Genomic DNA, 21127 nt, shown 5'->3' with positions numbered 1-21127 from the left:
TTCTCAGATTTTCGATTAATTTGGCGCTGCAGGGCGCTGTACCGCCTTTTTTCGTCAGATTCTCACGGGTAAGACTTGACCTTCCCATAAGGTCAGGGTTTAGGCTGTCTGCACTGATGCCACAAGGATGATCACCATGCAACGTCGCCATTTCCTGAAACTCACCGCCGCACTGAGTGCAGCCGGAGCTTTGCCGCTCTGGAGCCGTTCGCTGATGGCGGCCACCCGTCCACTGTTGCCGATCCCGTCGCTGCTGGAACCTGATGCCAGGGGAAGCTACAGCCTCACCGCGATGCAGGGCACCACCCAGTGGAACGGCAAAGCGGTGCCGACCTGGGGCTATAACGGCAGCCTGCTGGGACCGGTGCTGAAGATGCAGAGTGGTAAACCGGTTACGGTCAACATCTATAACCGTCTCAATGAGGCGACCACCCTGCACTGGCACGGTCTGGAAATCCCCGGTGCAGTCGATGGCGGCCCGCAAGCGGTGATTGCGCCTGGTGGTTCGCGTCAGGTCTCTTTTACGCCCGCTCAACCCGCCGCCACCTGCTGGTATCACCCGCATTTGCACGGTAAGACCGGGCATCAGGTGGCACAGGGGCTGGCGGGCCTGATCCTGCTGGAAGACAAAGAGAGCGGAACGCTGCGCTTGCCTTCGCAGTGGGGCGTGGATGATGTGCCGTTGATTTTCCAGGATAAGCAGCTGACCAAAGATGGCAGCCATATTGATTATCAGCTCGACGTGATGCGCGCCGCGGTGGGCTGGTTTGGCGACATGATGCTGACCAACGGCGTGCAGTATCCGCAGCATGCGGTGCCGCGGGGCTGGATGCGTCTGAGGCTACTCAACGGCTGTAACGCCCGTTCGCTGAACATTGCCGCCAGTGATAAACGTCCTCTCTATATCATCGCCAGCGATGGCGGTCTGCTGGCTGAGCCCGTGAAGCTCGACGCGTTACCGCTCCTGCCGGGCGAACGTTTTGAGGTGATGATTGATACCTCTGATGGCAAGGCCTTTGATCTGCTCACGCTGCCGACAGAGCAGATGGGCATGACGCTACCGCCGTTTGACCAGCCGCTGCCACTGGTGCAGATCCTGCCGCTGCGGGTGATGGCCAGCGCCACGCTGCCGGATCGGCTGGCGACGCTGCCCGCGCTGCCTGCCACCGACGGACTGACAACACGCTGGCTGCAACTGATGATGGATCCGCAACTGGACCAGCAGGGCATGCAGGCATTGATGCAGCGCTACGGCGAGAAAGCGATGGGCAAGGGCGGTCATCATTCGATGCCGCAGACGCCGCAGAAAAAGGCGGCAGAACCGATGCCGCCGATGGACGGTATGGAAGGTATGGAAAACATGGAAGGTATGGATCACAGCATGCACGACAATACGCCGCCCGCCGGTTACGATTTCCACAACGGCAACAAGATCAACGGCCAGGCCTTTGACATGAAAAAACCGTCGTTTGCGGTGAAACAGGGTGATTATGAAAAATGGACGATTTCAGGGGAGGGCGATGCCATGCTGCATCCGTTCCACATTCATGGCACTCAGTTCCGTATTCTCTCTGAAAATGGCAAACCGCCCGCCCCGCATCGGCAGGGCTGGAAAGATATGGTGAATGTCGACGGCTGGCGCAGTGAAGTGCTGGTACGCTTCAACTATGTCGCCGCCGCCGAACACGCTTACATGGCCCATTGCCATCTGCTGGAGCATGAAGATACCGGCATGATGCTGGGCTTTACCGTGAGCTGATTACGCCTGATCGAGCGCCAGTTTGATGTCTTCAATCAGGTCGCCGGCGTTCTCGATGCCAATCGACAGCCGCACCGTGGCGTCAGTGATACCAATACGCTGACGCACCGCCTGCGGCACGCCGGAGTGGGTGGTGCTGCCAGGATGGCTGGCCAGCGACTCGGTACCGCCCAGGCTCACCGCCTGCTTAAACAGTGACAGCGCATTGAGAAAACGGAACGCCGCAGCCTGGCCGCCGGTGATATCAAATGAGAAGGTTGAACCCGCGCCGCTGCACTGTTCACGATAAGTCTTCCCTTCGACGCTCTCCGCATCCAGATAAGGTAGCCAGTGCAGCTTCGCCACTTTCGGGTGATCGCGCAGAAACGCCGCGACCGCTTCCGCATTTTGAAAAGCTTTCTCCATCCGCAGCGACAGAGTTTCCAGCGAGCGGCTAAGCATCCAGCTTGAGTGCGGATCCAGCTGCGTGCCGATGGCGCTGCGCAGGGCGCGCACTTTCGCCATCAGCGCCTTACTGCCCATTGCGGCACCCGCAATAAGGTCAGAGTGACCGCCTACATATTTGGTTAACGAATAAAGCGACAGGTCAGCGCCCAGCGTCAGCGGCTGCTGGAACAGCGGGCCGAGCAGGGTGTTGTCACAGGCGATAATGGGTCGTGAACCCTGCTGCTGGTCAATCTCATCGGCAATACGCGCCATCAGGCGGATATTGACCAGGCTGTTGGTGGGATTCGCCGGTGTTTCAATCAGGATTACCGCCACCCGGCCCTGCGCCATCGCCTGCTGAGCGGCATCCCGTACTTTGACTTCATCGTTACCGTCGCTGAAACCCACGGCCTGAATATCCAGATTGTGAAGCGTTTTGCTGAGCAGCGTTTCGGTGCCGCCATAGAGCGGCTGGGAGTGCAGGATCACCTCGCCTGGACGGGCAAACGTCAGCAGGGCAGTGGAGATGGCAGCCATGCCGGAAGAGAAAAGCGAACAGCTTTCTGCCTGCTCATAAACCGCCAGCCGATCTTCAACAATTTCGCTGTTAGGGTGATTAAAGCGGGAATAGACCAGACCACCTGATTTGCCTTCCGGTGGCTCACGTCGGCCAGAGACGTAGTCAAAGAAGTCCCGCCCCTCTTCGGCGCTGTCAAAGACAAATGTCGACGTCAGAAACACGGGCGGCTTCACCGCACCTTCAGAGAGGCGGGGATCATAGCCATAGTTCAGCATCTGAGTTTCAGGGTGAAGTGGCCTGTCGCCAATATGCGTTTTTTTGCCTGAATATGAAGTCATTGTGATCTCCGGCCAGCGGCGCGAGTAGAGTAACGATCTGTTGGATAAAGGCTACCATGCAGCGAATCATGCTGGTAAATGCCAGAATGTTCTAAGGTAATGCGCATTTCTGTGAGCTGCAGACCCTGTATGATAAATTTCGCGACGTAATCGTTTGCCTCGGGTGCCGCACAGCCGTCGCGGCTGCGTCTGTGATAGACTTCGGGGCTTTCTGACGTAACCGGGCTGAACGCAATGAAACACACTGTTGAAGTGATGATCCCTGAACAGGCAATCGCCACGCGCATCGCTGAACTGGGCAAAGAGATTAACGAGCACTACCGCGACAGCGGCAGCGATATGGTGCTGGTAGGGCTGCTGCGCGGCTCATTCATGTTCATGGCTGATCTCTGCCGCGCTATTGATGTGCCGCATGAAGTCGACTTTATGACGGCTTCCAGTTACGGCAGCGGCATGTCCAGCACACGTGATGTGAAAATCCTGAAAGATCTGGATGAAGACATTCGTGGCAAGGATGTGCTGATCGTCGAAGATATCATCGACTCGGGTAACACCCTGAGCAAAGTGCGTGAGATTCTGCAGCTGCGTCAGCCAAAATCACTGGCGATCTGTACCCTGCTGGATAAGCCAGAGCGCCGTGAAGTAGACGTAAACGTTGAGTATGTCGGCTTTGCGATTCCGGACGAGTTCGTGGTGGGCTTTGGTATCGACTATGCTCAGCACTATCGTCATCTGCCTTATATCGGCAAAGTGGTGCCGCTGGAATCCTGATCCCGCTCTGACCGCACATTCTTCCAAGGCCTGCACCGGTTAGCTGGTGTAGGCTATGTCGCGCTTTACGCCGCGATCGGCTCAGGACTCGCCGTTCATCCGCAGATTAGCAATGCCATTACGGTAGCGCTGTTCGAGGGTCTCCCGGCTGTTTGCCGTGACATTAAGGTTACGCAGGCAGCCGTCCTGAATGCCATAGACCCAGCCGTGCAGGGAGACATCTTTGCCGCGTTTCCAGGCAGATTGCAGCACGGTCGAGTGACCCAGGTTATAGACTTGTTCAATAACGTTGATTTCGCACAGTTTGTCCAGGCGCTTATCCGGCGGGAGTTCCCCCAGCAACACGCTATGCTTGTACCAGAGGTCGCGGATGTGCAGCAGCCAGTTGTCGATTAATCCCAGCTCCGGGTTATCCATTGCCGCCTGCACACCGCCGCAGCCGTAGTGGCCGCACACGATAACGTGTTCCACTTCCAGCACTTCAATAGCGTACTGCACCACGGACAGACAGTTCAGGTCAGTGTGGATCACCAGATTGGCAACGTTGCGGTGAACAAAAAGTTCGCCAGGTTCCAGTCCGGTCAGGCGTTCGGCAGGGACACGGCTATCAGAGCAGCCAATCCACAGAAAGCGCGGTTTTTGTGCCTGGGCGAGACGCTCAAAAAAGCTGGGATCTTCTTCAACCAGTAATTTTGACCATTCGCGGTTGTTTCTGATCAGGGTATTAATGTCTGTCATGGCGTTGAGCGACCGGTTACTGCGCAAAGTGCGCGCGCGTACTATATGCCAGGGTCTGATAAATTTAAACGGCATTGCAATGCCACCAAAACAGGGTATGGATGCAGAATGACTTATGCACTGGAACTTTCCCGGCTGACCAAGACCTATCCCGGCGGCGTGCAGGCGCTGAAGGGCATCGATCTTAACGTTGAAGCGGGTGACTTTTATGCACTGCTGGGGCCAAACGGTGCCGGTAAATCTACCACCATCGGTATTATCAGTTCGCTGGTCAATAAATCCGAGGGCAGCGTGCGGGTATTTGGCTACGATCTGGAAAAAGATGTGGTGAATGCCAAACGCCAGCTCGGCCTGGTGCCGCAGGAGTTTAACTTCAACCCGTTTGAGACGGTGATGCAGATTGTCGTGAGCCAGGCGGGTTACTACGGCGTTGAGCGTCGTGAAGCCAATGAGCGTGCGGAGAAATATCTGAAGCAGCTTGATCTGTGGGGCAAACGCACCGAACGTGCGCGCATGCTCTCCGGCGGCATGAAACGTCGTCTGATGATCGCCCGTGCGCTGATGCATGAGCCTAAACTGCTGATTCTGGATGAGCCGACCGCTGGCGTGGATATCGAACTGCGCCGCTCAATGTGGGTGTTCCTGAAAGATCTTAATGCCAAAGGCACCACCATCATTCTCACCACCCATTATCTGGAAGAAGCGGAAATGCTGTGTCGCAACATCGGCATTATCCAGAGCGGTGAGCTGGTGGAGAACACCTCGATGAAAGGGCTGCTGTCCAAGCTAAAATCAGAAACCTTTATCCTGGATCTGGCACCACGGAGTCCGCTGCCCACGCTGGAAGGGTTTCAGTACCGGCTGACTGATACCTCAACGCTTGAAGTGGAAGTGCTGCGTGAGCAGGGCCTCAACAGCGTCTTTAGCCAGCTGAGCGCGCAGGGAGTGCATGTGCTGAGTATGCGCAATAAAGCCAACCGTCTGGAAGAGCTGTTCGTTGGCCTGACGACGCAGGGAAAAACAGGAGCAAAAGCATGACACATTTGTACTGGGTGGCGCTAAAGAGTATCTGGGCCAAAGAGGTTAACCGTTTCGCCCGCATCTGGATCCAGACGCTGGTGCCGCCGGTCATCACCATGACGCTCTATTTCATCATCTTCGGCAACCTGATTGGTTCGCGTATCGGTGAGATGCATGGCTTCAGCTATATGCAGTTCATCGTGCCGGGATTGATCATGATGGCGGTGATCACCAACGCCTATGCCAACGTGGCGTCGTCGTTCTTCAGCGCCAAGTTCCAGCGCAACATTGAAGAGTTGCTGGTTGCACCGGTGCCGACCCACATTATTATTGCCGGTTATGTTGGCGGTGGCGTAGCGCGTGGTGTCTGCGTGGGCATTCTGGTAACGGCCATCTCGCTGTTCTTTGTGCCGTTCCAGGTGCACTCCTGGTCGATGGTCGCGATCACGCTGCTGCTGACCGCGATTCTGTTTTCACTGGCCGGTCTGCTGAACGCCGTGTTTGCCCGCACCTTTGACGATATCAGCCTGATCCCGACCTTTGTGCTGACGCCACTGACTTATCTGGGCGGCGTATTCTATTCGCTGAGTCTGCTCCCGCCAATCTGGCAGGCGGTCTCTAAACTGAATCCAATCGTTTATATGATTAGCGGATTCCGTTATGGCTTCCTGGGCATTAACGATGTGCCGCTGGTGTTTACGCTCTCGGTACTGGTGGCCTTTATTCTGGTGTTCTACTGGCTGGTCTATGCGCTGATCCAGCGCGGACGCGGATTGCGCACCTGATCAGCAAAATATTAAGGGAAGGGTTTTTATGACCGGAAAAAGTCATCAAAGCCGATGACAACCAAACCGGTTTAATTGCTGGAGCAGAATTGAAAAGGGCCGCCGTTTTATCGGCGGCCCTTTTTTTAGATAAACGATTAATCAGGCGATCTGTACTGGCAGTGCTTTCGCCAGACGTTTCATCTGGTTGTCACCTTCAAAATAGGCGACTTTAGGCTGCCACAGACGCGCTTCGGCATCCTCAACCTGCACATAGGAGCAGATAATTAATATATCGCCCTCGCAGGCGCAGCGGGCTGCTGCACCGTTGACTGAAATGATTTTCGAGCCGCGCTCAGCCGCGATAGCGTAGGTGGAAAAGCGCTGGCCATTGGTGACGTTATAAATATCAATAGCTTCATATTGCAGAATGCCGGAAGCATCCAGGAAATCCTGATCGATAGCGCAGGAACCTTCATAGTTGAGGTCCGCCTGCGTCACCTTGACGCGGTGCAATTTGCCTTGCAGAACAGTGCGAATCATAGCCAGAAACCTTGTCAGAGAAATAAAACAACCTGCTGCAGAAAGAGTTACAGCGTCAGGTCAACAGTTTGATTATCAATCAGGCGGGCTTTACCCAGCCAGGCGGCCATCAGCACCACCGCGCGCTGGCTGTCCACCGTCAGCGGCTGCAGTGTATCCGCATCACAAATCGCCAGGCCATCAGGACGCAATCCCTGCGCCAGCAATGCCTCGCTGGCGGCCTCAATGATCTCGTCAATCTGACGCTCGCCATTCTCCAGCCGTGTCGCCATCTGACGCATTACCTGGCTCAGCAACGGTGCCAGCTTACGCTCATCGGCTGTCAGGTAGCCGTTGCGTGAACTCAGCGCCAGGCCATCTTTAGCCCGCACGGTGGGCACACCCACAATCTCAATGTCAAAGCCCATATCGGCCACCATCTTACGAATGATAGCCAGTTGCTGAAAATCCTTTTCACCGAAACAGGCAATATCGGGCTGCACCAGATTAAACAGTTTGCTGACGATGGTCGCCACGCCGCGAAAATGGCCTGGTCGCATCGCGCCTTCCAGCAGGGAAGAGAGCACCGGCACCTCAACAAAGGTCTGATTCTGGGTACCCTGCGGATAGACTTCAGCCGGTGAAGGCGCAAAAACCACATCCACCTGGTGACGGTTCAGCTTTTCACAATCTTCCTGCAGCGTGCGCGGATAGCGCGCGAGGTCATCTTCGCGATCGAACTGCATCGGATTGACAAAGATCGAGACAATGACGATGTCGCCGCGGGCGCGCGCTTCATCCACCAGTGTCAGATGGCCTTCATGCAGGTTGCCCATGGTCGGCACCAGCGCAATGCGTTTACCCTGCTGACGCCAGCGACGGACTTCCTGGCGCAGCATCAACAGCGTTTCAATGATCAACACGGTGACTCTCCTGGATTACTGGAAACTGTGCTCTGCCGCCGGATAAGTACCGGCCTCGACTTCGGCGATATAGTGGCGAATTGCCGCGCGAACATCGCCGGTCTCCGCCAGGAAATTTTTGGCAAATTTGGGAATGTGGCCGCCAGTCACGCCCAGCGCGTCATGCATGACCAGAATCTGACCATCGGTGACGTTACCGGCACCAATGCCAATCACCGGTATCGTGAGTGCGTCGGTAATCTGCTGCGCCACCGACACCGGTACGCACTCCAGCACCATCAACTGCGCGCCAGCGGCTTCCAGTGCCAGCGCATCCGCCAGTAGCTGCTCTGCGCCTGCTTCATCACGCCCCTGTACTTTATAGCCGCCAAAGATATTCACCGACTGTGGCGTCAGGCCAAGATGACCACACACCGGCACGGCCCGTTCGGTCAGCATCTGCACGGTCTCAGCCAGCCAGCTGCCGCCTTCCATTTTCACCATATTGGCGCCGGCACGCATCAGCTGTGCGGCACTCTCAAAGGTCTGCTGTGGCGTGGCATAACTCATAAATGGCAGATCGGCGAGCAGCAGTGCCTGCGGCGCACCCCGGCGTACGGCGGTGGTGTGATAAGCGATATCGCTGACCGTGACCGGCAGCGTGGAGTCGTGCCCCTGCACCGTCATTCCCAGTGAATCACCAACAAGCAGCACCTGAATGCCTTCATCGGCAAACAGACGGGCAAAACTGAAATCGTAGGCGGTCAGCGTCGCGAACTTTTTACCGCTGGCTTTCGCCTGACGCAGATGTGAAATCGTGGTGGGTTTCATGGCGCTCTCAACTCAGGAATTCTGATGGGCGCAGTTTACTGGATAGCGTGAAAGAGCGGAATCAGAGAGTTGCGTTTGTCTGATCAGCCGTGCCACAGCACGATGCTGCTACTGTCGAGGGCGGCAAGAAGAGTGCTGAGTGCGCGGCCGTCGGGCAGGCGGGCATCCGGGGCAATCGCCAGCAGCGGCACCAGCATAAATGCGCGATTCAGCAGATCATAATGCGGCACGATCAACCGCTCCGTGTTGATCACCGCTTTGCCAAACAGCATCAGATCGATGTCCAGCGTGCGGGGGCCCCAGCGTTCTGCCTTGCGCACCCGGCCATGCTCCAGCTCAATCCGCTGGGTATGGTCAAGCAGCGCGTCTGCGCTGAGATCGGTTTCAAGTGCCACTGCGGCATTGAGAAAATCGGGCTGATCGGGTGGGCCATACGGCGGCGTGCGGTAGAACGGAGAGGTCGCGATGCGTTGCGTCTGCGGCAACGCATCCAGTGCGGTCAGCGCTGCATCAACCTGATGCAGCGGATCGGCCAGGTTACTGCCTAACGCGAGATAAACCCGTGTCATGAGGCGTTTTGATTGTCACGACGCGGCGCGGAAGGACGGCGGCGCGGACGACGCGATTTATTGCGTGGCACCGGATCATCACCCAGGTTATTCAGCATGTTTTTCTGATGCGGCGGCGCAGCCACCTGGAATTCACCCCACCACTGGCTCAGGCGCAGCAGTTCCGGGTTATTTTCCACTTCTGCCCGCAGCGCCAGCAGATCGTAAGCGGCGCGGAATTTCGGATGCTCCATCAGTTTCCAGGCGCGTTTACCGTGACGGCGTGACATGCGTAACTGCAACAGCCAGATATCGCGGATAAGCGAAGTAATACGCTTCGGAATCGCCAGCGCACGGCAGGCTTCATCCAGCGTATCGTTCATCGCCATCGCAAAAGCTTCGAAGTAGGTCAGGCCACTTTCCTGCGCGATGCGTTCGGCCGCTTCAAGCTGCGGATACCAGAACATCGCGGCAAACAGAAATGCCGGATTAACGCGCATATCGTTGTGAATGCGGTTATCGGTATTTTTCAGCACCTGAGCCAGCATCCGCTCCATGTGACTGTCGCTGTTTTCCGTGAAGTTGCGTGCCAGCGTCGGGAACAGCGGCTGGAACAGCTGATATTCACACAATTTAAGATAGGTGCTGTAGCCGTATCCGGCCTGTAGCAGTTTCAGTGACTCTTCAAACAGGCGTGCAGGCGGGATATCACGCAGCAGTGAGGCGAGACGCGGAATCGGCTCGGCGGTCTCCGGCGCAATACGCATATTGAGCTTGGCGGCAAAACGCGCAACGCGCAGCATGCGCACCGGATCTTCACGGTAGCGGGTTTCCGGATCGCCAATCAGGCGGATAATGCCCTGTTCGAGATCGCTGATGCCGCCGACATAGTCGCGCACGCTGAAATCAGCCACGCTGTAGTAGAGGCTGTTGATGGTGAGATCGCGACGCTGGGCATCATCTTCGATAGAACCAAAGATGTTGTCACGCAGCAACATGCCACTCTGGGCGCGCTGCGAACTGTTACGATCTTCTGCAATCTCTTCCACCTGATGATGGCCACGGAACGTTGCGACTTCGATCACTTCCGGGCCAAACATGACGTGTGCCAGACGGAAACGACGACCGACCAGGCGACAGTTGCGGAACAGCTTACGCATTTGCTCTGGCGTGGCGTTGGTGGTCACGTCGAAATCTTTGGGTTTTTGCCCCAGTAGCAAATCGCGCACGCCACCGCCTACCAGATAGGCTTCATAACCGGCTTTGTTCAGGCGATAGAGCACTTTGAGGGCATTTTCGCTGATGTCTTTACGTGAGATGGTATGGCTTTCACGAGGGATGATGGTCATCAGACGCTCTGGTTCAACCTCTGCTGGGGCTTCCTCTTCATCACGCTTTAGGACTTTCCGGCAAAAATTAGCTACTCGGGTAAAAATGGGACACCTCGACAGTGGCAATTAGGGTGTAGGTAAAATCAGCGGCTAATCATAGCCTGTTGAGAACCGTTTGAGAATGCTGTTGTCTATGCATCCGGTTTCAGGGCGTTCTGTTGCGGCATCAAAGCGATATTCCACTGCGACACCGCATCAGACAGCAGTTTGTCCTGCGTTAAGTCCTGCCAGCCGTCTGAAACAGGCTGTCCAAGGAAACGCAATGCTGCCACCAGCAGCGGTCTGGCATCGCCATCCGGCAGCGAAGGTGCATGATTCTGCTTTGATAACTTATTGTCATCATGGTTAAGCGCCAGCGGCAGATGTAACCAGGCAGGCACCGGCCAGCCAAATTGCTGATAGAGCGCAATCTGTCGTACCGTCGGCTCAATAAGATCTGCACCGCGAACCACTTCGGTAATACCCTGAAAATGATCATCGACAACCACCGCCAGGTTATAGGCAAACAGGCCATCACGACGGTGAATGATAAAGTCTTCCTGTGCCAGGCGTCGGTCCGCCTCCACATGGCCGCGCAGTCGATCGTCAAACGCAAAGACCGGCGCATGCTGTCGCAAACGTAACGCGGCATTTGCGGGTCCGCGTTGTCGTTCCCGGCAGTAACCATCATAGAAACCGCCAATCTCCTGAATGCGACGCCTCGGGCAGGTGCAGAAATAGCTCTGGCGATGCTGCTGCAGCCAGGCCAGCGCCTCCCGGTAGGCTTCATGACGCTGTGACTGCCACAACACATCGCCATCCCAGGTTAAGCCGTAGTGTTCCAGCTGATGCAGGATACGGCTGGCGGCACCGGATACTTCCCGTGGCGGATCGATATCTTCAATTCTTACCCGCCAGATGCCGTTTTGCGCGCGTGCGCTCAGGTAACTGCCCAGGGCAGCAATAAGCGAGCCAAAATGGAGTTCACCAGAGGGAGAAGGGGCGAAGCGACCGATACAGGAGGATGGCATAGGATTCAGAAGTGACCACGCAGCGGACAAACAAACATTTGTTCCGCTGCGTGGTAACAGGCTGGACGCGGCATTAGCCGGCCATTTGTTTCTCACGAATTTCTGCTAACGTCTTACAGTCGATGCAGAGATCGGCAGTAGGACGCGCTTCGAGACGGCGAATACCAATCTCAACGCCACAGGAATCGCAATAACCGAAGTCGTCATCTTCGACTTTCTTCAGCGTCTTCTCGATCTTTTTGATCAGTTTACGTTCGCGATCGCGGTTACGCAGCTCCAGACTGAATTCCTCTTCCTGCGCGGCACGGTCAACCGGGTCCGGGAAGTTAGCGGCTTCATCCTGCATATGCGATACAGTACGATCGACTTCGTCCCGCAATTGATTACGCCAGGCTTCCAGAATCTTGCGAAAATGGGTCAGCTGCGCGTCGTTCATATACTCTTCGCCTGGCTTCACCTGATAAGGTTCAACACCAGCGATAGCGAGAATACTCAGGGACGATGTTTTACGGTTTTGACCTTCTTGCATGTTGCTTCTCCTGGATAACACGCACTATACCCTCTGACTTCCGTCTCGCAGTGGCGTTGCTGCCAGCCTGCATTTAACGTCTGCGGGGTACATCGATCCCCCATTGGGGAAAAAAACAGGCCGCTATAAATAACAGAAGCAGTCAGGGTTGGCAATTCTTCATGAACACACCTTGACAAGCCTGTGAGGAACAGCGTATTCAGCCTTTAGCTCAGAACATTCTTAACACATAAAATTGCAAAAGATATTACAAGGTTACGTTGATCGGCGATTTAAGAAACATTCCCTCCGCCGATAAGTCTGCCTGATACGCTAAAATCTCTACGCCTTCCTGTTGCGCCTGAGCCAGTTGTTCTGCATACACCGCATCAATGTGGCGTGCCGGGGAAACGTCCTCAATCCCCGAGTGCAAAACGGCAAACAACAAAACGGCCCGATGACCCTCTGCTGCAACTGTCGCCAGTTCACGCAGGTGCTTCTGTCCTCGAATCGTCACCGCATCCGGAAAATAACCTTTTCCTTCATGGAGAAGGGTTACGGATTTCACCTCAATATAGCAGTTGCGCCGGGCATCTGCCTTGAGCAGGAAATCAATTCTGCTTTTTTCACTGCCATATTTTACTTCCGCCTGACGCTGGGAATACCCCGCCAGCGCGGGCAGCCTGTTTTGATCCAGCGCTTCAGCCACCAGCTGGTTAGCGCGCAGAGTATTGACACAAATCCAGTGGCCCTGCTGCGTTTCGGTCAGCTCCCAGCTGTGAGGGTATTTGCGGGTCAGGCTGTCGGACGTTGAATACCAGACCCGATCGCCCGGCGTAGCACAGCCCGTCATGGCGCCGGTGTTGGCACAGTGGATCGTCAGAACCTCACCGTCCGGCGTCATAACATCGGCAAGGAAACGTTTGTAACGGGCAATCAGGCGTGCGGGTTTAAGAGGAGGAGAGAAGTGCATGCGGATCCTGAGACGTTAATGGCCAGCTGGCCAGAGCGCGATAGCGGGTGCGGCCCCGGGAATATTCAGAGGCAAACAGGGAAAACGTGGAGACGTGAAAACGCCAGCGAAAGCCGCGTGGCGGTAGCGCAACCGGCTGAGTGGCATGGCGTAACAACGTGATATGCGGATGAAACGGCTGCGGACTCTGGTAACAGCCATGTCGGGCTGCCTGCGCACGTAGCAGGCTGGCGAGCTGCAGCAGACCCCGTGGTGCGCGCTGGCAGCCGAGCCAGACCACGCCCGGACGTGGCCAGTGTCCGGCATCATCCAGGTCGAGATCAAAACCGGGCTGGATAATGCGGGAAGCCAGCGTTTGCAGTTGCTGTGAGGTTTGCGGCGCGACCTCACCCAGAAATGCCAGCGTCAGATGCAGATTCGCTGCGACCACTGGCTGGCCCGCCTCGGCAGGAAAGTTGTCGGCCCGCCAGTGCACCAGCTGCTGCTGCATCTCGTCAGGCAGGCTGATGGCAAAAAATAAGCGTTGTGTCGCCATGGCGCTCTCCGGCAAATATCACGTGCTACAATGCGCGCCATCTTATCACAGGCAGAAGCGGAGTTTGCTGTGAGCGATTTACCGGTCAGCGTGGTGCTGCCTGACATCCTGGCGGCGCTGCGTGACGCCTCTCAAGTCCTGCTGGCCGCGCCCACTGGCGCGGGAAAATCGACATGGTTGCCCTTGCAGTTGCTACAGCAGGCAGCGCTGCCGGGACGAATCATTATGCTGGAGCCGCGCCGGCTGGCGGCGCGTAATGTGGCGCAGCGGCTGGCGGAGCAGCTCGGTGAGCAGCCGGGAGCCACGGTGGGTTTCAGGATGCGTGGCGAAAGCTGCGTCGGGCCACAGACCCGGCTTGAAGTGGTGACCGAAGGCATGCTCACGCGCATGCTTCAGCACGATCCGATGCTGGAGGGCGTGTCGCTGGTGATCCTTGATGAGTTTCACGAGCGCAGCCTGCAGGCCGATCTGGCGCTGGCGCTGCTGCTCGATGTGCAGCAGGGGCTGCGCGACGACCTTAAAATCATGCTGATGTCCGCCACGCTGGATAATGCCCGGCTGGCGGCGCTGCTGCCGGACGCGCCATTGATTGTCTCAGAAGGGCGCAGCTATCCGGTTGAGCGCCGTTATGCGTCGCTGAATCAGAACGTGCGTTTTGAAGAGGCGGTCGCGCGTGAAGTCGCTCAGTTGCTGCTCGATGAAGCCGGTTCGCTGCTGCTGTTTCTGCCGGGCGTGGCGGAAATTGAACGGGTGAAACGCGAACTGGAATCACGCATCAGCGACGACGTGGACCTGACACCGCTCTATGGGGCACTGCCGCTGGCGGCGCAGCGCCGGGCGATTCTTCCCGCTGCTGCCGGACGCCGCAAAGTGGTGCTTGCCACCAACATCGCTGAGACCAGCCTGACTATTGAGGGGATCCGGCTGGTGGTCGACAGCGCGCTTGAGCGCAGCGCTCTGTTTGACGCGCGCAGCGGCGTTACGCGGCTGCAGACCCAGCGAATCAGCCAGGCATCCATGATCCAGCGTGCAGGTCGCGCCGGGCGACTGATGCCGGGGCTCTGTCTGCATCTGTTACCGCAGGAGCAGGCATCCCGTGCGGCGGCGCAGAGCGAACCAGAAATTGTGAACAGCGATCTCTCGTCGCTGTGGCTGGATCTGCTGCAGTGGGGCTGTATCGAGCCGCACCAGCTGCAGTGGCTGGATCAGCCGCCTGCCAGAAATCTGGATGCCGCAAAACAGCAGCTGACTCGCCTGGGTGCGCTGGACAGCAACGGCCTGCTCAACACGCTGGGACGGCGCATGGCGCAGCTGGGCTGCGATCCCCGACTGGCTGCTATGCTCTGTGCCGCAGGCGATGAACCGGATGCGGTTGCCAGCGCCGCGCTATTGGTGGCGATTCTGGAAGATCCTCCGCGTAGCGGCAGTGCCGATCTGCGGGATGCCCTGCATCGGCCACAGTCTCAATGGCAGCGACGCGCGCAGCAGTGGCAGCAACGACTCAAAATTCGTGGCGGACGGATCGATGAAGATCGTTTCGCTGGCTTGCTGGCGGCAGGTTTTGGCGATCGACTGGCGCGGCGACGTGACCAGAGTGGCCGTTATCAACTGGCCAATGGCCTGGGTGCCAGACTGGATGAGCAGGATGGCCTGACACGCAATGAATGGCTGATTGCGCCCGCCCTGTTACAGGGCAGCGCCACGCCGGATGCCCGAATGTTGCTGGCGCTACCGGTCGACATTGAGACGTTGTGCCAGCAGCAGCCCGCATTGATTGAGCGCCGCACTGAAGTGGAGTGGGACGAAGAGAAAGGCACACTGCGTGCGTTCAGACGCGAGCAGATTGGCGCGCTGATACTGAATACCCAGCCGATGGCGCGCCCGGAACCGGCGGTGCTGCACGCGGCCATGTTGCGCTGGATTGCCGAAAAAGGTCTGTCGGTGCTGGGCTGGACGCCCGATGCCGAGCAGCTGCGCCTGCGCATCCAGTGTGCGGCGCAGTGGTTGCCGGAAGAGAGCTGGCCCGCCACGGACGATGAGAGCCTGATTGAGAGCCTGCCACAGTGGCTATTGCCGCAGATGTCGGCAGTGCGCGATCTCCGCAGCCTGCAGGCGGTGAACCTGACGACGGCACTCTTACATTTACTCACATGGTCGCAACGTCAGCGGCTGGATACTGTGCTGCCAACTCATTACACTGTGCCGACCGGAAGCCGGCTGCCGATCCGCTATGATGCGGACAAGCCGCCCGCGCTGGCGGTCAGGATTCAGGAGATGTTTGGTGAGGCGACGAATCCTGCCGTGGCGGAAGGACGTATTCCGCTGGTGCTGGAGCTGTTATCGCCCGCCCAGCGCCCATTGCAGATCACCCGCGATTTGGCGGCGTTCTGGCGCGGTGCCTGGCCTGAAGTCAGGAAAGAGATGAAGGGACGTTATCCTAAACATCCCTGGCCAGAGGATCCGGCCAATGCCTTGCCAACAAGGCGAACCAAAAAAATGTCCCCGCAGGGTTGAGTCCGCTGGATCGAATTCAGAGGGTTCTGCCATGCGGCACGCGAGAAAGCAGTTAGAGTAGCGGCGCTGCCGTAAGCACTGCCTGGAGAAAAAAGTAATGTCTGGGAACGATCGCGAACCAATAGGGCGCAAAGGTAAACCGTTGCCGCCGCGCAGCAGTGCGGGCCGGGGACGACGCAGGGATATCGAACAGGATATCGATCAGGACGATTTTAATGATGACGAGGAGGAAGCGCCGGTGCCACGTAAAGGTAAAGGTGGAAAACCGCCGCGCGGCAAACGCCGTTGGCTGGGATGGTTAATTAAACTGTTCCTGGTGTTTGTGGTGGTCATGGTCGCATGGGGCATCTACCTCGACTCAGAAATTCGCAGCCGTATTGACGGTAAAGTGTGGCAACTGCCCGCGACCGTCTATGGTCGCATGGTCAGCCTGGAACCGGGTATGGCCTACAACAAAAGTGAAATGGTGGCGCTGCTGGAAGGAACCCAGTATCGCGAAGTCTCCCGAATTACCCGCCCTGGCGAGTTTTCGGTGAAGGGCAACACCATCGATCTGCTGCGTCGCCCGTTTGATTTCCCCGACAGTAAAGAGGGACAGATCCACGCGCGCATGAGCTTCACGAAAGATGAGCTGAGCGAGATTAAAAACCTCGAAACCGGCCGTGATTTTGGCTTTTTCCGCCTCGATCCACGCCTGATCACCATGCTGCAGTCGCCGAATGGTGAACAGCGTCTCTTTGTGCCACGCGCCGGTTTCCCGGATCTGCTGGTCGATACGCTGATCGCCACCGAAGATCGCCATTTCTATGAGCACGATGGCATCAGCCCGTACTCCATTGGTCGCGCCTTCCTGGCGAACATCACGGCCGGGAAAGCGGTGCAGGGCGGCAGTACGCTGACCCAGCAGCTGGTGAAGAACCTGTTCCTCACCAACGAGCGTTCGCTGTGGCGTAAAGCGCGTGAAGCCTATATGGCGGTGATCATGGATGCGCGCTACAGCAAAGATCGTATCCTGGAGCTCTACCTGAACGAGGTCTATCTCGGCCAGGCAGGGAGCGATCAGATTCGCGGCTTCCCGCTGGCGAGCCTTTACTACTTTGGCCGCCCGGTGGATGAGCTGAGCCTGGATCAGCAGGCGATGCTGGTTGGCATGGTAAAAGGTGCGTCGCTCTATAACCCGTGGCGTAACCCGAAACTGGCGCTGGAACGACGCAACCTGGTGCTGCGCCTGTTGCAGCAGCAGAAAGTGATCGACCAGGAGCTGTATGACATGCTGTCGGCGCGTCCGCTGGGCGTGCAGCCGAAAGGGGGCGTGATCACGCCGCAGCCTGCCTTTATGCAGATGGTGCGTAATGAGCTTCAGGCGAAACTGGGCGATAAGATTAAAGATCTCTCCGGCGTGAAAATTTTCACCACGCTGGATCCGGTGTCACAGGATGCAGCCGAAAAAGCGGTCATTGATGGCATTCCGACGCTGAAAAAACAGCGTGGTCTGAAAGATCTGGAAACCGCGATGGTGGTGGTTGACCGCTTTAGCGGTGAAGTCCGCGCCATGGTCGGCGGTGCCGATCCGCAGTATGCCGGTTATAACCGTGCGTTACAGGCGCGCCGCTCTATTGGTTCACTGGCAAAACCCGCCACCTACCTCACCGCGCTGAGCCAGCCAAACAGCTACCGGCTGAACAGCTGGATCGCCGATGAGCCGATTGCGCTGAAGCAGCCAAACGGCAGCATCTGGAAACCGATGAACGACGATCGTCGCTTCAGCGGAAAAGTGATGCTGGTGGATGCGCTGACCAACTCCATGAACGTGCCGACGGTTAACCTCGGTATGACGCTGGGGCTGGATGCGGTGGTGGATACCTGGAGCAAGCTGGGTGTGCCGAAAGATCAGCTGCATCCGGTTCCGGCGATGCTGCTGGGTGCCATGAACCTGACGCCGGTTGAAGTGGCGCAGGCGTTCCAGTCAATCGCCAGCGGCGGTAACCGCGCATCGCTCTCTGCAGTGCGTTCGGTGATTGCGGAAGATGGTAGCGTGCTCTATCAGAGCTATCCGCAGGCAGAACGGGTTGAACCCGCGCAGGCGGCCTATCTGACGCTCTACACCATGCAGCAGGTTGCTGATCACGGTACCGCCCGTGCACTGGGTGCGCGCTTCCCGAATGCGCATCTGGCCGGTAAAACCGGTACCACCAATGATCTGGTCGACAGCTGGTTTGCCGGTATTGATGGCAAAGAAGTCGCGATCACCTGGGTGGGACGCGATAACAACCAGCCGACCAAACTCTATGGTGCCAGTGGCGCGATGCAGCTTTATCGTCGTTACCTCGACATTCAGGCACCGATGCCGTTGCAGCTGACGCCACCGGAAGATGTGTCGATGATGAATGTCGATTCAGCCGGTAATTTTGTCTGTGGTACGGGCAGCAGCACCTGGCGTTCTCTGCCGGTGTGGGCGCTGGATCCGAATGCGCTGTGTCAGCAACAGCAGCAGCAGGTTCAGCAGCAGCAACAGCTGTTTGATCAACAGCAGCAACAGCAGCAGCCGCAACAACAACCGGCCCAGCAACCGCAGGAGCAGAAAGACAGCGACGGCGTAGCAGGCTGGATCAAAGATATGTTTGGCAAATAAATCAGTCAGACAGGTTTAAAAGGGCGCTTCGGCGCCCTTTTTTTGTTGCTGATTAATACGTATCAATCGCCCTGCAAACGGCGTCACGACTGGGATTTCTTCTTGCAGTGTCCGCTGAAGTTCGCATATTATCTAATCCGTTATAATAATCATTATCGTTTCGATTCGCCCTTGTGGGCCTATTTTCTGAGACACATTTATGAATGCGCGAACGACTTTTGCAACCGACACCAAAAAAACATTTTCCCGACCGCTTCTGGGCATCATGATCTCTCTCAGTCTGAGCACCTCGCTTTACGCCGCACAGGCGGAGACGATGGTGGTTTCAGCGGATGGCGGCAGCGCCGCCGAGGCGGAAAGCGCCTGGGGCCCGGCACCCACTGTGGCAGCCAAACGCAGCGCCACCGGCACCAAAACGGATACGCCGATTGAAAAAAATCCGCAGTCTGTCTCCGTGGTCACCCGCGAAGAGATGGAAATGCGCAATGTCACCAGCGTAAAAGGGGCGTTTAACTATACGCCTGGCGTACTGACCGGTAACCGTGGCAGCTCAGATGTGATTGATGCGTTGTCGATTCGCGGCTTCAGCGAAACTAATACCAATCAGTATATGGATGGCCTGAAACTGCAGGGGGATAACTACTCTGAATTTGCCATCGATCCTTATTTTCTGGAGCGCGCCGAACTGCTGCGCGGTCCGGTGTCGGTGCTCTACGGCAAAAGCAATCCTGGCGGTGTGGTCTCGCTGGTGAGCAAGCGTCCGACCCAGGAAACTCTGCGTGAAGTGCAGTTCCAGATGGGCAACGATAACCTCTTCTCAACGGGATTTGACCTCGGTGGGGCGCTGGATGATGACGGCGTCTACAGCTATCGCCTGACCGGCCAGGCGCGCAGTCAGGATGCACAGCAGGCGATGAACAAAGAGAAGCGCTACACCATCGCGCCGGCTTTCAGCTGGCGTCCCGACGATCGCACCCGCGTTGACCTGCTGACCTATTTCCAGAACGAACCCGAAACCGGCTATTACGGCTGGCTACCGCGTCAGGGCACGGTCGTCCCCATCACGCGTGCCGATGGCAGCCAGTATAAACTGCCGACCAACTTCGATGAAGGCGAGCAGAGCAACAAGATTTCACGCACCACCAAAATGATCGGCTATAACGCCGAGCATAGCTTCAATGACACCTGGACGCTGCGCCAGAACCTGCGTTACGCCGACCTGCGCACCGATTACCGTAGTATTTACGGTAATGGGTTCGATACGGCGACGCAGGAGATTACCCGTGGGTCAGCGGTGTCCCATGAGAAGCTAAACCAGTTTGCGGTAGATAACCAAGCGCAGGCGAAGTTTGCCACGGGTCAGGTTGATCATACGCTGTTGCTGGGCGTGGATTATCAGCGAACACGTAATGATATTGATGCAGCATTTGGTAGCGCTGCCCCTCTGAATGCCATTAATCCGCAGTACGGTAACGATGCAAATGTTGGGGCTCCTTTCCCTTATCAGTACCTGAATAAGCTGGAGCAGACTGGCCTGTATACGCAGGATCAGATGGAATGGAATCGCTGGGTTCTGACCCTGGGTGGCCGCTACGACTATGCCATGACATCCGCGTTTAATCGTAATGAAGATACTGAAGTTAAAAATCACGATCAGGCTTTCACCTGGCGGGGTGGGCTGAACTATGTCTTCGACAATGGCATCGCACCTTATTTCAGCTATAGCGAATCCTTTATTCCTACTGCAGGCACAACATCCGACGGGCAGCCTTTTGATCCGTCCCGCGCGAAGCAGTATGAAGCGGGCGTGAAATATGTACCGAAAGATCGCCCGGTTGTGCTCACCGCAGCGCTTTATCAGCTGACCAAAACCAAAAACCTGACCGCCGAACCTGGGAATGTTCTTTTCAGCGTTCAAAGCGGTGAAATCCGGTCGCGCGGCGTAGAGCTTGAAGCGAAAGCGGCGCTGAACGCCAACGTTAACCTGACGGCGTCTTACACCTATACCGATGCGGAGTATACCGAAGACACGTTGCTGAAAGGCAAAACGCCGGTGAGCGTCCCTAAAAATATGGCCTCACTGTGGGGCGACTACACCTTCCACGAGACCGCGCTTTCAGGTGTGACGATCGGCGCTGGGGTTCGCTACGTGGGTGAAAGCCAGGGACTCTATTCTGTTACCACAGATAATAGTGCTGCCGGACTCTCGAACCAGAACTTTAAGGTTGCCGGTTACACCACGGTAGATGCGGCGCTTAAATATGACCTCGGTCGTTTCGGTCTACCGGGCTCAACGGTGGGCGTTAACGTCAACAATCTGTTCAACCGCGAGTATGTCGCCAGCTGCTACCGGGAATACGCCTGCTACTGGGGCGCGGAGCGTAAGATTGTCGGCACCGCAACCTTCAGATTCTGATTTAACCGG

At 56.9% G+C, this 21127-nt stretch carries 18 protein-coding genes; 7 read left to right on the top strand and 11 right to left on the bottom strand.

Features of this window, described 5'->3' with window-relative positions; genetic code table 11:
* Positions 1-136: 136 nt before the first annotated feature.
* Entirely contained in the window at positions 137-1759 is a 1623-nt protein-coding gene (gene cueO / locus P2R09_RS17300) for a multicopper oxidase CueO (RefSeq protein ID WP_275771538.1), read from the top strand.
* Here the strand turns inward: cueO and P2R09_RS17295 are convergent, their stop codons facing one another.
* The gene (locus tag P2R09_RS17295; protein ID WP_275771536.1) at positions 1760-3043 is read right to left on the bottom strand and encodes a cystathionine gamma-synthase family protein; all 1284 of its coding nucleotides are present in this window, start codon (positions 3041-3043) and stop codon (positions 1760-1762) included. It abuts the gene before it with no gap.
* Between the two features lie 234 nt (positions 3044-3277).
* Here P2R09_RS17295 and hpt point away from each other — a divergent pair, with 234 nt between their 5' ends.
* Positions 3278-3814, top strand: a complete 537-nt coding sequence (gene hpt / locus P2R09_RS17290) for a hypoxanthine phosphoribosyltransferase (RefSeq protein ID WP_008925605.1) — start codon at positions 3278-3280, stop codon at positions 3812-3814.
* A gap of 81 nt (positions 3815-3895) precedes the next feature.
* Here the strand turns inward: hpt and can are convergent, their stop codons facing one another.
* Positions 3896-4552 carry a carbonate dehydratase gene (gene can / locus P2R09_RS17285; RefSeq protein ID WP_275771533.1) on the bottom strand — a complete coding sequence of 219 codons (657 nt, stop codon included), beginning with the start codon at positions 4550-4552 and terminating at the stop codon, positions 3896-3898.
* A gap of 108 nt (positions 4553-4660) precedes the next feature.
* On the opposite strand from can, the gene P2R09_RS17280 reads away from it, so the two are divergent.
* Entirely contained in the window at positions 4661-5590 is a 930-nt protein-coding gene (locus P2R09_RS17280) for an ABC transporter ATP-binding protein (RefSeq protein ID WP_275771531.1), read from the top strand.
* Positions 5587-6357: an ABC transporter permease gene (locus tag P2R09_RS17275; RefSeq protein ID WP_275771529.1), complete on the top strand. Its 771-nt coding sequence runs from the start codon at positions 5587-5589 to the stop codon at positions 6355-6357. Before P2R09_RS17280 ends, P2R09_RS17275 begins: the two co-directional genes overlap by 4 nt.
* A 141-nt stretch (positions 6358-6498) precedes the next feature.
* On the opposite strand, the gene panD is transcribed toward P2R09_RS17275, so the two are convergent.
* From panD to thpR, 9 genes are all read right to left on the bottom strand, one after another.
* Entirely contained in the window at positions 6499-6879 is a 381-nt protein-coding gene (panD, locus tag P2R09_RS17270) for an aspartate 1-decarboxylase (protein WP_275771528.1), read from the bottom strand.
* Between the two features lie 47 nt (positions 6880-6926).
* Complete coding sequence (gene panC / locus P2R09_RS17265) at positions 6927-7781, bottom strand: pantoate--beta-alanine ligase (RefSeq protein ID WP_140916395.1); 855 nt, start codon at positions 7779-7781, stop codon at positions 6927-6929.
* A gap of 15 nt (positions 7782-7796) precedes the next feature.
* Entirely contained in the window at positions 7797-8591 is a 795-nt protein-coding gene (gene panB, locus P2R09_RS17260; RefSeq protein ID WP_275771525.1) for a 3-methyl-2-oxobutanoate hydroxymethyltransferase, read from the bottom strand.
* A gap of 83 nt (positions 8592-8674) precedes the next feature.
* Entirely contained in the window at positions 8675-9160 is a 486-nt protein-coding gene (gene folK / locus P2R09_RS17255; protein ID WP_275771523.1) for a 2-amino-4-hydroxy-6-hydroxymethyldihydropteridine diphosphokinase, read from the bottom strand.
* Positions 9157-10575, bottom strand: coding sequence for a polynucleotide adenylyltransferase PcnB (gene pcnB, locus P2R09_RS17250; protein WP_219848844.1), 1419 nt, complete (start codon positions 10573-10575; stop codon positions 9157-9159). The genes folK and pcnB overlap by 4 nt, the downstream gene beginning before the upstream one ends.
* A gap of 86 nt (positions 10576-10661) precedes the next feature.
* A complete protein-coding gene (gene gluQRS, locus P2R09_RS17245; RefSeq protein ID WP_275771522.1) occupies positions 10662-11540 on the bottom strand; it encodes a tRNA glutamyl-Q(34) synthetase GluQRS in 879 nt (292 codons plus the stop codon).
* A 73-nt stretch (positions 11541-11613) separates the two neighbouring features.
* Positions 11614-12069 carry an RNA polymerase-binding protein DksA gene (gene dksA, locus P2R09_RS17240; RefSeq protein ID WP_008925615.1) on the bottom strand — a complete coding sequence of 152 codons (456 nt, stop codon included), beginning with the start codon at positions 12067-12069 and terminating at the stop codon, positions 11614-11616.
* 247 nt (positions 12070-12316) lie between these two features.
* Positions 12317-13021: a DNA/RNA nuclease SfsA gene (gene sfsA, locus P2R09_RS17235; protein ID WP_008925616.1), complete on the bottom strand. Its 705-nt coding sequence runs from the start codon at positions 13019-13021 to the stop codon at positions 12317-12319.
* Positions 12999-13556 carry an RNA 2',3'-cyclic phosphodiesterase gene (gene thpR, locus P2R09_RS17230; RefSeq protein WP_275771521.1) on the bottom strand — a complete coding sequence of 186 codons (558 nt, stop codon included), beginning with the start codon at positions 13554-13556 and terminating at the stop codon, positions 12999-13001. Before thpR ends, sfsA begins: the two co-directional genes overlap by 23 nt.
* 30 nt (positions 13557-13586) lie before the next feature.
* Here thpR and hrpB point away from each other — a divergent pair, with 30 nt between their 5' ends.
* The 3 genes from hrpB (at position 13587) to fhuA (ending at position 21118) form a co-directional block, all read left to right on the top strand.
* On the top strand, positions 13587-16070 hold the full coding sequence (gene hrpB / locus P2R09_RS17225; protein WP_275771520.1) for an ATP-dependent helicase HrpB: 2484 nt from the start codon (positions 13587-13589) through the stop codon (positions 16068-16070).
* A 97-nt stretch (positions 16071-16167) separates the two neighbouring features.
* Positions 16168-18702, top strand: a complete 2535-nt coding sequence (gene mrcB / locus P2R09_RS17220) for a bifunctional glycosyl transferase/transpeptidase (RefSeq protein ID WP_275771519.1) — start codon at positions 16168-16170, stop codon at positions 18700-18702.
* Positions 18703-18901: 199 nt separating this feature from the next.
* The gene (gene fhuA / locus P2R09_RS17215; protein ID WP_275771518.1) at positions 18902-21118 is read left to right on the top strand and encodes a ferrichrome porin FhuA; all 2217 of its coding nucleotides are present in this window, start codon (positions 18902-18904) and stop codon (positions 21116-21118) included.
* The last annotated feature ends 9 nt before the right edge of the window (positions 21119-21127 follow it).

The organism is Pantoea sp. Cr_R13, from assembly GCF_029222565.1.
Taxonomy (GTDB): domain Bacteria; phylum Pseudomonadota; class Gammaproteobacteria; order Enterobacterales; family Enterobacteriaceae; genus Pantoea; species Pantoea eucalypti.
The sequence above is the reverse complement of the archived record's forward strand: the minus strand, read 5'-3'. Positions and strand labels throughout refer to the sequence as shown.